10 protein-coding genes and 1 pseudogene are annotated in these 13,026 nt (G+C 70.3%); 6 read left to right on the forward strand and 5 right to left on the reverse strand.

Features of this window, described 5'->3' with window-relative positions; genetic code table 11:
- Window positions 1-1,318, forward strand: a 1,318-nt coding sequence (locus tag VG276_11325; GenBank protein ID HEV8649967.1) for a sialidase family protein, incomplete at its 5' end; no start/stop codon positions are given.
- Window positions 1,319-1,928: 610 nt separating this feature from the next.
- On the opposite strand, the gene VG276_11330 is transcribed toward VG276_11325, so the two are convergent.
- Window positions 1,929-3,407 carry an ATP-binding protein gene (locus tag VG276_11330; GenBank protein HEV8649968.1) on the reverse strand — a complete coding sequence of 493 codons (1,479 nt, stop codon included), beginning with the start codon at window positions 3,405-3,407 and terminating at the stop codon, window positions 1,929-1,931.
- 750 nt (window positions 3,408-4,157) lie between these two features.
- Between VG276_11330 and VG276_11335 the strand changes: the two genes are divergently transcribed.
- From VG276_11335 to VG276_11345, 3 genes and pseudogenes are all read left to right on the forward strand, one after another.
- Window positions 4,158-5,387 carry an MFS transporter gene (locus VG276_11335; protein ID HEV8649969.1) on the forward strand — a complete coding sequence of 410 codons (1,230 nt, stop codon included), beginning with the start codon at window positions 4,158-4,160 and terminating at the stop codon, window positions 5,385-5,387.
- A gap of 181 nt (window positions 5,388-5,568) precedes the next feature.
- A pseudogene (locus VG276_11340) lies at window positions 5,569-5,915 on the forward strand (DDE-type integrase/transposase/recombinase).
- A gap of 4 nt (window positions 5,916-5,919) precedes the next feature.
- Window positions 5,920-6,528, forward strand: coding sequence for a nitroreductase/quinone reductase family protein (locus VG276_11345; GenBank protein ID HEV8649970.1), 609 nt, complete (start codon window positions 5,920-5,922; stop codon window positions 6,526-6,528).
- Window positions 6,529-7,799: 1,271 nt separating this feature from the next.
- Here VG276_11345 and VG276_11350 read toward each other — a convergent pair.
- Complete coding sequence (locus VG276_11350) at window positions 7,800-9,041, reverse strand: cyclic nucleotide-binding domain-containing protein (GenBank protein HEV8649971.1); 1,242 nt, start codon at window positions 9,039-9,041, stop codon at window positions 7,800-7,802.
- Between the two features lie 290 nt (window positions 9,042-9,331).
- Between VG276_11350 and VG276_11355 the strand changes: the two genes are divergently transcribed.
- Both VG276_11355 and VG276_11360 read left to right on the forward strand, forming a co-directional pair.
- Entirely contained in the window at window positions 9,332-9,481 is a 150-nt protein-coding gene (locus VG276_11355; GenBank protein HEV8649972.1) for a hypothetical protein, read from the forward strand.
- Window positions 9,415-9,717: a pentapeptide repeat-containing protein gene (locus VG276_11360; GenBank protein HEV8649973.1), complete on the forward strand. Its 303-nt coding sequence runs from the start codon at window positions 9,415-9,417 to the stop codon at window positions 9,715-9,717. Before VG276_11355 ends, VG276_11360 begins: the two co-directional genes overlap by 67 nt.
- On the opposite strand, the gene VG276_11365 is transcribed toward VG276_11360, so the two are convergent.
- The 3 genes from VG276_11365 to VG276_11375 all read right to left on the reverse strand — a co-directional run bounded on the left by VG276_11365 (window position 9,668) and on the right by VG276_11375 (window position 12,982).
- Window positions 9,668-9,841 (reverse strand): hypothetical protein, encoded by a 174-nt coding sequence (locus VG276_11365; protein HEV8649974.1) that lies wholly within the window; start codon window positions 9,839-9,841, stop codon window positions 9,668-9,670. The two genes, VG276_11360 and VG276_11365, sit on opposite strands and share 50 nt — an antisense overlap.
- 1,847 nt (window positions 9,842-11,688) lie before the next feature.
- Window positions 11,689-12,243, reverse strand: a complete 555-nt coding sequence (locus VG276_11370; GenBank protein HEV8649975.1) for a hypothetical protein — start codon at window positions 12,241-12,243, stop codon at window positions 11,689-11,691.
- 55 nt (window positions 12,244-12,298) lie between these two features.
- A complete protein-coding gene (locus VG276_11375) occupies window positions 12,299-12,982 on the reverse strand; it encodes a hypothetical protein (protein HEV8649976.1) in 684 nt (227 codons plus the stop codon).
- Window positions 12,983-13,026 lie beyond the last annotated feature (44 nt).

Consider the following 13,026-nt stretch of genomic DNA (forward strand, 5'->3'; position numbering starts at 1 on the left):
GCAGGGCTACGACTGCGTCTCGACCGGCACCCAGGCCATGCCGCCGAGCTGGACCGACACGACCGACCCCAACGTCGACTTCGACACCACCGGCCGCGTCTACCAGACGATGCTGCCGTTCAACTCGTTCTTCGACGCAACAAAGCTCCATCCGGACGGCGAGATCGACATCTCCTACAGCGACGACATGGGACGCCACTGGGTGAAGGGCAACGGCGGCGTGGCGCTCGAGCCGCCCAACAACGCCTCCGCCAAGCAGGCCGGGCACGTCGAGGACAAGCAGTGGGTTGCCGTCAACCACATCCCCGGCAACAAGTTCCAGGACCACGTGTACGCCGCCTGGGCCGTCTTCAACGGCGCCTCGGCGGGCCAGGGAATCAAGGTGCGCATGGCCGTCTCCCGCGACCGCGGCCAAACCTTCGCCAAGGCGGTCACGATCAGCCCGCCCTCCCAGGTCGGCGCGGCGGTCACCTACGTGTACCCGGAGATCGACGCCGCCGGCAATGTCTACGTCGCGGTGGTCTCGTTCCCGCCCAACGGGACCTCCTCGACGATCTACGTCGCCCGCTCCAGCGACGACGCCCAAACGTTCACGCCGTTCGTGCCGATCACGACGGTGAATGGCGTCCCGGGCGGGGTCTTGCCGAACACCCGCTTCCGCGACGGCATCACCGAGAACCTCGCCGCGAGCCCGACCTATCCCAACCACCTCTACCTCACCTACGAGGATTGGGACGCGGCCTCCGGCCAGATGGACGTGAAGTTCAGGCAATCGACCGATGGCGGCTTCACCTGGACGACGCCGGTCGTGGTGAACGACAACGCCGACGCGGTCGGCGTGCCCACTGACCAGTTCCAGCCGTCGGTCGCCGCCGGCCCCGGCGGCGCGGTGGCGGTGGCGTTCTACGACCGTCGCGTGGCGTGCCCGAACGACGCGAGCGTCTTGCCTGCCGACGTCGGGCGGACGAACTTCTGCATCGATACCTCGTTGCAGGCCTACAAGGACAACGGCAGCGGGGCCGTGCCGGTCGGCGCGAACGTGCGGATCTCGAACTACACGTGGGATCCGGAGCAGCCGGGACAGCATCTCGGCGGGCTCTCGCAATACCCCTGCGCCGGAGCCAGGGACCCCTGCCCGACGGGCCGCGGGTTCATCGGCGACTACTTCGCGCTCGCGATCTCGAACGCGAACGTCTACGCGCTCATGGTCTCCACCCACTACCCCTCGAGCGTGACGGCCGACGAGGGCGGCCCGGTCTACTACCAGCAGCAGGTGCTGGCGACGGTGCCGCGCGCCGGCTTCGGCGCCGGCTACTGAGGGAGCGCAAGGGCCGGGCAAGAGCCCGCCCGGCCCTGCTCTTACGATAACTTCGGCCCCTACGGTCGAGCGCGACCTGCGAGAACGACTATCCGCACAGCGGTCCCTGCATATTGCTGACACGGAAGAGGTCACAGGTTCAAACTCTGTCGCGCCCACCACCATTCCCGCAGGTCACAGCGCTGCCGGCTCGGCGCTGGCAGCGCTCGCTGCATGTCTGGGCCGCGCACCCTCCTCGCGTCGAACCCGAGAACTCTCCGAGGGCCGGGCGACCGGGGTCCAGGCCATCACAAATGGCCACGGAGGGTAGTCGCTGCATCCCGTCCGGGCCTCACGCTCTCAGCCCTGCTCCTGACCGGCTGCGCGCCAGCCACGCGACACATGCGGGAGCATCGCGCTTCACCCGCTCCCCTGCGTAGCTCGGGCGCCAGCGGACGGGCGACCCGCGCCGGTCTGCCTCTTTCTGGGCGCCGCGGTCGAGTCTGGCCGCCCCGATCAAGCGGTCAAGCCTCCGTCCGAGCACACCTGGCCAGGTCAGCGGCCGACACCTGCCGCTGGCCTAACCCCACGGCCGCGGTTCGATTGGGTAGTGTGCCGCCTTTCGCCGACGTCAGGAGAGCGGTGGGGCGGTGGCGGGTGCTGGTTGGAGTGGGAGGCGCAGTTCGAAGCGGGCCCCGTGGCCGTGGGTGGCGTCGGTAACGAGCAGGTCGCCGCCCTGGCCGCGGGCGAGCTGACGGGCGATGTAGAGCCCGAGGCCAACCCCGCCGGTCTGCCGGTGCAGGTGGCTTTCGAGCTGAGTGAAGCGCTCGAAGATGCGCTGGCGGTCGGCGACGGGGATGCCCGGTCCGCGGTCTTCGACCGCGAGCACAGCCTGGGCGCCGTCCCGGAGGGCCGACAGGTGGACCGGGTACCCGCTCGGGGAGTACTTGCAGGCGTTGTCGACGAGATTGGCCAGGATCTGCACGACGGCGTCGTGGGCGGCGCGGACGGGTACCGGCGTGTCGGTGTCGACGAGGATGATCGGGCGGTCGTGGTGGCGGGCTTGGGCCTCGGCGGCCACCTGGCGGACGAGCAGGTCGCCGCTGAGGTCGGCGTGGCTGGTAGTGCTGGTGCTGGTGCTGGTGCTGGTTGCTGGGCGGTGGTCATCCTCTTCGAACTTGGCCGCGAGCAGCAGCTGCTCGATCAGCTGTTGCAGCCGGTCGCCTTGACGGAGGCTCATCGTGAGTAGCTCTTGCCGGTCGGTGGGGGCGAGGTGCTCGCCGCGGGCATGCACGGTGCGAAGCGCACCGAGGATCGTGGTGAGCGGGCTGCGCAGCTCGTGGGAGACGACGGCGAGCAGGTCCGCCTTCAGGCGGTCGGCCTGCTGGAGCTCGCGGACCAGCTGCTGCTCCTTGGCGGTCAGCCGGCGCTGGTGCTCGACAGCCTGTTCCGCCTGGACCCGGCGCTGATTGGCCAGGACTTCCCCCTTGGAGGCGCGGTAGGCCGCGGCGATGGGCAGCAGCAGGCCGGGCAGGAGCAGCAGGGTACGCTCGGCGATGAGCACCGCCACGGGCGTGAGGGCCAGCAGCATCAGCGAACTGGACAGCTCGACCGGAAGGTCGCGCAGCAGCCCGGCGGGCAGCCGGCCGCCGTCGGCAAGTGTGACGACGACGCTGACCAGCGCGTGGTTGACGACCAGGAAGGCCAATGCCCCGCCGATCATCGCCGGCAGCGTCCGCACGTTGACGGCCACGCCGCCGCCCAGGGCGGCATGCACACTGCCAGCGGCGGTGAGGGCAAGGACGTACTGGGCGGCGTTGAAGGCGACCTTGACGATGGCCTTGCGGCGGACCAGGTCGGCCAGGACGCAGCCGGCGGCGGTGGCCAGCACCGCCACGCTGGTCCCGCCCACGGGCACCAGCGCGTAGGCGAAGGCGCTGGTCACCAGCAGCTCCTTGACGGCGCCACGGCGCTGGATCGAGATGGGCAGCAGCTCACCAGCGACCACGCAGGCCAAGAAGACCGCGACCGGGAGCGGGACGCGCCAGCCGCGGGCCCCCTCGATCCGCGTCGCGGCACCCACGAGCACGACGGCGCCCGCCGTCACCACGCTGGCGATGTACCCCGCAAGCGGCCTGGACGCTGCTGCGGCTCGCGGCGCGCGCCCAGCCGGCGACCCCGCCCGACGCGGCCTTGGGGTGGCCGGTGGTGGGATCAGCGCTCCAGGGAGCGTGCCGGCCCGCTCGACGGTCCGGGCCCGGCTCATCGGGGGTGGCGACGAACCGGCGGACGGCAACGGCGGTGCTGGTCGACGCTCGAGCGGCGCCGGCTGGTGGCATCGTGTCCGCACAAGGCGCACCGTGGGCCCGGGACGAGGGCCCGCGCGGGAATGCTTGGCATGCCACCTTCCTCGGCACGGCGAGCCAGCCACTGGTGCTGGCAGGACACACCCTGTATCGGTCACGGCGCCTGCCCCATGAGGGTTTCCGCATGCGGACCCTGCTTCGTGCCGAGCCTGGTGGTGGCCGGTTCTCATCCACCGGGCACGCGCAGCACCGTCTAGTCATAGTTAAGCCTCTTGACAGGTTCGTGGGATTCGTGACAAGTTGCAGCTTCTTGGGATCCAGCACCTGCCGCGCCCTCGGGGTCGATCCGGTCCCCTCCTGCTCGCGGCAGCCACCGCCGCGAAGGAGGGATCTCGATGTCGGCCTGCCGCAAGTCGACCAAATGGGGCTAGTGACCCCTGGGCTGCCGCACGCGCTTGGGTCGCCTCGCCGTGCGGCAGCTCGTGCCCGATGTCCCTGACCGCCACGAGCGCGCCGGCGCGCCGTCCCGCCGCTCGGGGTCGGTTGCCCCTTCGATGACGCGGCCTGATGAGCGCTCTTCCTACCGCGCGGTCCTGCGGGTGCCGCATGCGCGGCCGCTGGTGTTCGCCGCGCTCGTCGGCCGCCTGTCGTTCGGCATGGGCCCGCTCGCCCTGGTGCTGGTCGTCCAGCACGCCACCGGCTCGTTCGCGCGGGCCGGGCTGGTCGCGGCCACAACGGCGCTCACCAGCGGGCTCCTCGCCCCAGTACGAGGCCGCCTCGTTGACCGCTACGGGCAGCAACGCTGCCTGCCGTGGTTGGCCATCGGCTACGCCGCCGGGCTGCTCGGCGTCCTCGGCGCAGCCCGGCTGAGCGCCATCGGCGTCCCGGGAAGCGTGGTCATGGCGGGCCTGGCCGGCGCGGCCGCACCGCCGCTGGCCGCCTCCACGCGCGTGCTGTGGGTGTCGCTCGTCGGCCGAGGAGCCCAACTGCAGACCGCCTACGCCCTTGACGCCGCCCTCGAGGAAGCACTGTTCACGATTGGGCCGCTGCTGACCGGCGCGCTGACCGCCCTTCTCTCGCCCGCCGCGGCGCTGGCCGCCTCCGCCGGGCTCGCTCTGGCCGGCACCGCCGCGTTCCTCGCCTCACCGGTCTCCCGCACCTGGCAACCGACCCCGACCGCCCCGGTCGGGTGGGCCGGCGCCCTGCGCGCAGCGGGCCTGCGGACCCTGGTCGTCTCCCTCGCCGGAGTGGGCGCCGCCGTTGGGATCTTCGACATCGGCCTCGTGGCCGCCGCCCGGCAGACAGGTTCCCCCGCGACCGGTGGCGTGCTGCTCGCCGTGCTGGCAGCGGGCAGCGCCGCGGGCGGACTATGGTACGGTGCCCGGACCTGGCGGCAACCGGTCGAGTGGCGCTTCCTCTGGCTGCTGGGCCTGCTCGCATTCGCGTGCCTGCCGATGGCCGCCGCCCGCTCCCTCCTGTGGCTCGGACTCATCGTTGCTGCGGTAGGTCTGCTGCTCGGCCCCCTGACCTGCTGCGCCAACGTGCTCACCACCCAACTGGCCCCCACAGGCACCCTGACTGAGGCGGCCACCTGGGTCACCACGGCCCAGAACGTGACTGCAGCGGCTGGGATCGCCCTGGCCGGCATCCTCGTCGACCAGGCCGGTGTGCCATGGACGCTGCGCAGCGCCTGGGTCTGCACAACCGCCGCCCTGCTCGTCTCCCTGATCGCCCGCCGGACGCTCACCAGCTGCCACAGCGACCCCGAGCGCAGGCCGTCCTGACCCCACGATGGCCGCCATGCCGCCTGAGCCGGCGCCAAGTCCGCCCGACCATCCCGACCTGCAGTCCGTCGGGCACCCCTGCACGCGACGCCGACACACGCCGTCGGTGATCCAGCCCCCCAGACACAAGCGAGCTGATCCCGGCGACCGGCGCCGCCACGCCACCCACCCGGCCCGCGCCAAGCCGGAGCTGGTGGCCACCGCGCCCAACCAGTGCTGGTCGTGGGACATCACCAAACTCCACGGCCCGGCCAAATGGACCTACTACTACCTCTACGTGCTTCTGGACATCTACTCGCGCTACGTGGTCGGCTGGATGGTCGCGCCCGGGAGGCCGCCGCCCTGGCCGAGCGGCTCCTGGCCGACGCCATCGCCGCCCAGGGCGTCACCCCCGACCAGCTCAGCATCCACGCCGACCGGGGCACCTCGATGACCTCCAAGCCCGTCGCCATGTTGCTGGCCGACCTGGGCGTCACCAATTCGCACTCCCGCCCCCACGTCCCCGACGACAACCCCTACAGCGAAAGCCACCGTGACCGAGACCGATGGCCACTACCGGCGCCCCTCATGGGTTCGTGTCAGGCTCGTCAACCCCCTGCTGCGTGTCCTGGTGCTCCGCGCCGGTCTCGGACGCCGAGGCCGCGGCGGCCAGGACGTCATGCGCGTCCTGCGCGTGCGGGGCCGTCGCAGCGGGCGCTCCTACGACGTCCCCGTGCGGATCGCGGCCTGGGATGGCCAGCGCTACAGCCTGTCGATGCTGGGCGAGTCCGAGTGGGCCCGCAACCTGCGCGCGGCCGGCGCAGCGCAACTGCTCGTGGGCACCAGGGTCGAGCCAGTCCTTGCCCGCGAGATCTGGGCCGAGGAGAAGGCGGCCTTCCTCACCTGGTACTGCCAGCACCCGGTGTACCGGCTGCGTGCCCGCTACGGGCTCAAGGCCGACACCGCGAACCTGACAGCGGCCGAGGTCGACCGGCTGGCCCGCCAGTACCCCGTCTTCCGACTCGAGCCGGTGGGGCGCTCCCGGCCAAGGCGAGCAGGCGGACGCATCGCGACAGGCATCCGCGCCACCGCCACTACCGGGCGCCCTGCTCGACTACGCCGCCCGCACGCTCTATGCCAACCTGACCGGCAACGCTGTTGAGCACGGCATGTTCCGCAGCCTCGCCCACCTGTTCTGGCTCACCAGCCCCGACCAGGCCCGGATCATCAACTGGCTGCTCCTCATTGCCCGGACCGCGCGTCAGCACGCTGCCCAGCCGACTACTCCCACCCGCCTCCGCCCAGTTCCGGAACGAGAGCTTGCAAGACAGCAAGCGGTCGCCTTGCTCAGCATGCCTGCCGATCAGTCAGGCGAAAGCGACAACCTTCACCCTGCACTTGGTGACACGTTTGAGGAAGTCGAGGACTGTGCTTGCCATGCTCGGGATGCTACCGGACCGACCTGCGCGACGGTTGGTAGAGGTTCATCCAGGGCGACCACTTCCCTCGTTGGCAAGCGCACGTCGCGTCTGGAAGCGTCGAGGCTTCAACAGCCCCCTTGCCGAGAGCGAGGACCCAGCTGACGACGGAGCACGTCGAGTATCCCCCAAAACAGCGATGGACAGACCAGTCGGATGGCGTCCATGCTTCACCGTGGGGAAAGGGGGGTGATTTCATGAAGCGCAAGCTCGCTGCGCTGCTGCTCGCGGTCGCGTTGAGCCTGGTCGCCGCCCCGGCGTTTGCTGATGCCGGGGGTGGTCCGGGCAGCAACCACGGGTGTCCGGGACATCAGCCGCCACCGCCGCCAGGCGGAGGTTGCGGCAAGTAGCGACGAAAGGACGACGCCCGTTCGGTCCTTTCCTAGCTCTGGCCATAGCGAAGAGCCCGCGCCTTGCGAGGCGTGGGCTCTGCTATCGCTGCACGGAGCCACACCCGGCCGGCTGCCTCGTCACTGTGCCGGCCGAGGGTGACCTTGAAGAACAAAGAGCAACGTCTCACCAGGCAGTGACCTCTGCTGTGTGAAAGCGCGCTCTCAGGGGTTTCGCGTCCCAGGTGAATCGCTGTGATACGGCCGCTGACCTCTAGGTTTGTTGTCTCCTGCTGTCCTTCACTGTCCTTCACTGTCCTCCAGGTTCCGCCGGTCCGCGGCCCCACAGCATATGAGGCGCTCCTTCCCTTGGAGCGTACGACAGCGCAGGGTCGATCCGGACGACCAACAGCACTACTGGTATCACGAGGCTCTGGAACGAGCAGGGGATGCAGGAGCGGAAGACGCTCGCAGGCCGTCAGACGAAACCGCAGGCAGGGACGGGTGGGGGGCTTCATCGACTCCCGCCCGGACCGGTATCTCAACGCAACTTCCGCACCGGGAATCGAGGCTAACGGCGGCCGCGGCGTAGCGCAGCCGCGGCGACATGGTCGCCGGCGGCGCGCCTACGGGCGCTCCTCGGGTCGCCGGCCCTCGGCCAGCTCGGCCAGGGCATCCCGGTCCAGCAGGTCCTCGGGCACCACCGCGACGCGGCAGGCGGTCATCGCCCGCAGGGTCGCGGTGCGCCGCCCGGCGGGGGCCTGGCGGCCCTGGCGGCGGGTGGCGATGATCCCCTCGACCCCGCGCAGCCGTGGCTCAACCTGGCGGAACCGCGCGACGGGCAGCTCGGCCACGGTTCGCGCCGCGGTCGAGGGGGCCAAGCGCTCGTCCAGCCTGGCGGCCAGCCGCTCCGGGCTGGCGCCGAGCATCTCGGCCAGCGTGGCGAGCAGCTTGGCCCGGTCGCGCACGCGCGCGGGTACCACGCCGACGACCATGCGGTCGTGCTCGAGCACGGCCATCTCGCCCACGATCGCTCCCGGCCCGACCTCGCTGACGACTTCGCCGTCCACCTCGACCGCGAGCGCGCCCTCGAACAGCAGGAACAGCTCGCGGCCTGGCTCACCCTGCTCCACCAGGGTGGCACCGCGTTTGAGTCGGCGGAACGTCGGCCGCGCCTCGACCACCAGGCGGGACAGCCGTCGCTCCAGGACGGTCTCAACTGCGGTCACCAGCGTCGGCGCCTCGGCCTCACCCCACGGGGTGTGCCGTCCCGAGCTGCCCCGCAGCCAACCGGTGAAGTCGATCAGCCCGGTCTTGGCGGCAAGCGTGCCGGTGTGGTCGTAGACCCAGTGGCGGGGGAACGGGCTTGCGCCCACCACCTCGTGCTGCGATGAGCCGTCGGCGCCGATGGTCAGCGCCAGCGTCGTCCACACCGTAGGCGCGACGAGCTGCACGAACGGCCGCCGGTGGACGCGATGCGGCAGTGGCACCCCGCTCCGCCCCCCGGTGGTCTGCACGAACCGGACCGAGGTGGGACCCGCGTCCGGGCGCGGGCGCAGGTCGGGCAGGGCGACGGCCGGGAACATGACCTGCCGTGGCCCAGCCCAGAGCATGGTCTGGCCGGTGCGTCCCGCACCGAGCTGGCCGTACCCGACGATGCGCCCGCCATCCACCTCGATCCAGGCGCGCAGCTCGTTGGCGAAGCGGACCGCGTCGGCGGCGAGCAGCTCGTCGAGGTCGTCGAGCCGGTCGGGTGGCGGCAGGTCCCACTGGGCCAGTCCCAGGTCGACGGCGAGCTTCCGGATGCCTTCCATCGCATCCAGAGGGATCCAGGACACCGAGGTGACTGACGACTCGATCCGTTCCATTGCAGCTTCTCCAGGTCCCCACGGGACCCCACCCGGGTAATCCTAGCCACCCTCGGGCGCGTTGTCGGCTCGCGATTCGTCCAGAATCACCCCACGTGCCATCAGAGGGGAGGCGATCACGACGGGTACACCACCCACAAGGCCGGCCGGTCCACCCGGGCGCCGGCGCTGGCCCTCGCCGGGCTGGCTCCTCGCCGGGTTCGGTGTCGTGGCCGTGTTGCTTGCCGTGGTGCTGGTCGCCCCGCAGCTGCTGTACCCGCCGCTGACTGACCGGGAGCTCGACCGCCAGCATGTCACCGCAGGAGCACGCCCCCGACGTGCAGGCGGCCGTCACCGTGCTCGGCCGCGGCGGCTTCGCCGATGCCGTGTCCACATGGCTCGAGCTGCGCCGGGTCGATCTCCGCAAGCAGACCTCGCCAACGCCCGGCTCCAAGGGGTGACCCTCGCCGACGCGCGGCTCCAAGGCGCGGACCTCGCCAACGCACAGCTCCAACGGGCGAACCTCGAGGGTGCGCAGCTCCACGGCGCACGAGCCAACCGCGCGACGGGATGGCCGCGGGGTTTGACCCGCGAGCGGCCGGCGTGGCTGTCCCCAGCGACGAAGCCGAGCCCGACCGACACCCCGACTAACGGTAGTCTTCGGGAAGGCGTTCGGGCTGCGCCTCCGCCTCGTTGAGGCTGGCGTCGTCGAGTCGGCGCATGAGCAGGCTTGCGAGCCCGAGGTAGTCGAGCGCGCGCCGCTCATCCAACTCCTCGAAGCGGGCGTGCGCCTTAAGGTGCGCAGAGTTCGGCTCGTGCACGCGGTCTGATCTCTTGCACGTCAAGCATCGCAGAGGCTGCCATCTGGCCGTTGACCTGCGGCTCGATGCTCCGCTCGTGACCGTTGGAGACCGCTTCGACCCGATGCTCTGTGCCCCGGCTGTGCCCCGGGATTGGAACTATCGCGGATCTCAGCCTGGCCGGAACACAATGGCGCGTTGGAGCACTGCTCTCGGCCGGCGACCTGTGGTGGGGAGGCTCGAACGAGCCTGCTCGCAAAGCTGGTGTCTTGAGCAGGTCCGTCGTCCGGAACGGTCCCGAGACGCAGGCCGGCCACACTGGCACGTGATCCGCGAAGCTGGCAGGTGGCGGTGCCGGTGGTGTGCTGCTTGCAGCAGGGACCATGGCGGTGACCCCGGGCGTTCGACCGGCATCGGCGCGTCGATGGCCGGCAAGGCTGGCGTGGCTACAGTGGGGTCATGCGCTGCTCGGGAAGATCGTGGCCAAGGGGTAGTCGGCCTGGCGGTCCACCTGCGACGCCAGCCGATTTGTAGCAGGCTCCTGCGGGCAGGAGCCGAGTCGTAACCAGGCCGCGGGAGGAGGGGCCGTGGGGTCAGGGCGAGTGCCCGTGCCCCGCGGCCCCGCAAGCCCTGGTTCCCTGGTCGGACGCTAGCTGCAACGAAAGCGATGGCAACCAGGCCGCGCTTGCGAGCTCCAACGAGTTCTTCACGGCGCTGTTCAACGGTGTATTCGCCCCGATGATTAGGCGGGATGCGGACACCGAGCCACGGCGAGTACAGCACAAGCGCACCGCCAAGGCTCACTGCAGCGCTTACCCACTCCGGTTCCAGCTCCAAGTGCGCTCGCGCCCAAAGCCCGCCCTGGTCCCACAATTCCACGCCGTCCTTGGTGCGGCGAAGGGACCACCCGGTGACGGTTCCGACTAAAACAGCAGGCCACGTGAACCGACTCATTCCCGCTTTGGTGATGCTCTCGACCTGGCCTTCGCTCGGCCAGCCATGTGTCCCCCGGCCTGAACGACAGGATCGAGGGATTCTAGCATGGTGGGCGACCGGCTGATCTCCCTGCCTTCACGCGACCTGGCCACGACACCCGGTAGACTGGATGGCGTGAAAGGGGGTGTCATTCCAAGCTAAATTTGACGCCCCCGATCCGGGTAGCGCCCAACGAGCCAAGCCACGGATCTGGGCCACAACGCTCCTTGCCGGCTGGCGTGACGGCAGCAGCGACGACGCCCCGGGGCATCCGCCGGGCAAAGCGGACGGGCATCAGCCAGCCGGTTCCCGAGAGGCCAGGCAGGAAGGCCGTCACCTCACCCGAGGGGCGGCCTTCCTGCCTGATATGGGCTGGTCGGGACCGCTGCTCGTTGGCGCTCCTGCTCGTCCGCTATGGTCGGGCGGTCGCCCACGCAGACGCTGAGTCTCAGTTGGTCCTTCTTCTCACCGGCGGGGCGCGCGGCCGAGCTGCTCGCCGGTGTTGGGACAGCGCCAGGCGAACGCCGGCTGGAACTCCTCGGCCCAGCACACCCCACCCTTGCCGAGCGCGGCGGCGCTGCCGCCCAGCCACTCGCCCGGGGACTCGCCTGCCCGGACAGGTACTCCTCGCGGTCGCGCTGAGCCTGGTCGCCGCCCCGGCGTTCGCTGATGGCCGGGGGTGGGCCGGGCAGCAACCCCGGGTGCCCGGGCCACCAGCCACCGCCACCGCCGGGCGGAGACTGCGGCAAGTAGCCACGAAAGGACGACGCCCGTTCGGTCCTTTCCTGGCTGGAGCAAGAGCCCCGCGCCTTGCAAGCGCAGGGCTCCTGTTTCGATGAAGCGAGCGGCAGCAGGCGAGCCGAAGCCCGCCCGCCGCCACGCTGTTATGGGCACTACTCCCGGTAGCCCACGACCGTCATCAGCACCTCCGGGGGTCCGTGGGCGAGAAGGCAGAGACCGTCCTCAGGGGAGGTGAACACGTACGGCTGGGGAAACGTCAGCTGAGCGGTCTCACGTGCCGGCACCCGGATCTGGAGGCCAAGCATCGTCTCCCCTGGCCCCGGATCAAGCAGGCTCAGCTCTGCACCGGAAGCGCCGTCTGAGATGTTGGTGGCCGCGAAGCTGCTGATGACCCAGCGGGTCCCGGCCGGGAGGTTATCGCCGCAGCCGTGCCGGAAGAAGCGGCCGGTCTCGCTGAAGCTGCGGGCGGGTAGAGCTGCTTGGGTCCTGACCACTCCCTGCTGACGAACTTTCACGTTCCCCTGCGCATCGACGGGGCTCACGATGCTCACCGGCATGACCGCTGCTGCTGCGGCCGCGACCCGCTCACGGAACACGGTCGCGCCCAGCACGAAGCTGGCCAGCAAGAGCAGGACCGCTGGAATGAGTGCTCGTCGCATCTCCCCTCCTGGTGGGATTCTGAGGGCCCGATTCGCCACCTGGCGCATCGCCCGTCCTACCTTCCATTGTTACCTGGACGCCACCTCTAGCGACCAAGGATCCCTAGCTGCAGGCGCCGACCGCGCAGTCGATGAGGTAGCCGGAGACGCTGACGGTGATGGTTCCTTCGCCGCCGGTACCCGAGCGGGCGGCAGCGATGAACACACTGGTCTCGGGTGCGGCATAGAGCTGCGTGTCCTGGGCGACCGCAAAGTGGCCACGAGTTCCGATGGTCCCGGTGAAGACCGGCACGAAGTGGTGCGGGACGAGCTGACCAAGGATGATGCGAGTGTGAAGTCCCAGGACGATGAGCCTCTGTCCGGTCGGCAGATCAGCGTCAGCAGACACGTACCGGATCACCAGGCGCTTCCCAGCAGGGACGAGGAAGGAATTGGTGGCGCTGGTCGAGTCGATGCGGAAGGACAAGATCACCTGCCTCAGGAAGGCCAGCCGGCCTGGGTCATCGGCGCTGGTCACCGCCAACGGAGTGTCGGCGACCCTGACGCTGCCGGCAACCCGCAGGTTGCCGTTGGCATCCACGTGGGCCTGGCGGGCGGGGTCGGCCGGATCGGTGATGACCACGTCGGCCAGGCTAGCCGCAGCCTGGGCGCCCACCGGGGCCAACAGCAGGGCCGCGACCAGCCCCACTACTAGGGCGGTCAGCTGCCCGGGGGTCAACCGGGGGGCCAGCGGGTCGGCGTCGAAGCGGGGCGGTCGCGGGCGGCGGAGCCGGAGTTTCATGGGCATGCCTTTCTTCACAGGCATGGGCAGGCGTTAGGGCTTGCCGCCGA

This window comes from Actinomycetes bacterium (assembly GCA_036000965.1).
In the GTDB taxonomy this organism is placed as follows: domain Bacteria; phylum Actinomycetota; class CALGFH01; order CALGFH01; family CALGFH01; genus DASYUT01.